General features: G+C 58.7%; 2 pseudogenes. Both read left to right on the top strand.

From position 1 onward, the window contains the following. Positions 1-225 (top strand): annotated as a pseudogene (locus tag EXE42_RS19810) (MFS transporter); the annotation flags it as partial. A 51-nt stretch (positions 226-276) separates the two neighbouring features. Next, a pseudogene (locus tag EXE42_RS16745) lies at positions 277-491 on the top strand (branched-chain amino acid ABC transporter permease); the annotation flags it as partial.

Raw genomic sequence — 491 nt, 5'->3', positions numbered from 1 at the left:
CCCTTCGGCGCGATATACAATGTCGCCGCGGATGCAACAGCCACCGAGGGCAGCGCGCTAGCGATGGTTATCGCGGTCGGCAATCTCGTCGCGCTTGTGTTACCAGTTGTCACCGGCTCAATCCGGGACGCCACTGGGAGTTACGAGGGGGCATTTTTGATACTGGTCGGACTGAATGTACTCGCAATCGGTGCAGCGGTCCTCATTACACGAACACACCAATGACACGACACTCGTCATCACACAGGAGTCGTCCCGCGCTTGGAGGTGTACTCCATGGTTAGCCCCGGTCTTCTGGACGCGACAGTTCAAGGGCTAATTACCGGTGCAGTGATCGCTGGTGGAGCCCTGGGGCTCTCGCTCATCTATGATATCGCGGAAGTTCCGAACTTCGCACACGGCGACATGATCACGATCGGCGCCTATCTCGCGCTCGTTTTCAACAACCCGGGTGGGATACCGTTCCTCCCGGACTTCGGATCCGTGCCGCT

Origin of the sequence: Halorubrum sp. SP3 (assembly GCF_005435195.1) — an archaeon.
Lineage (GTDB): Archaea > Halobacteriota > Halobacteria > Halobacteriales > Haloferacaceae > Halorubrum > Halorubrum sodomense.
This window is presented reverse-complemented; position numbering and strand designations above follow the sequence as displayed.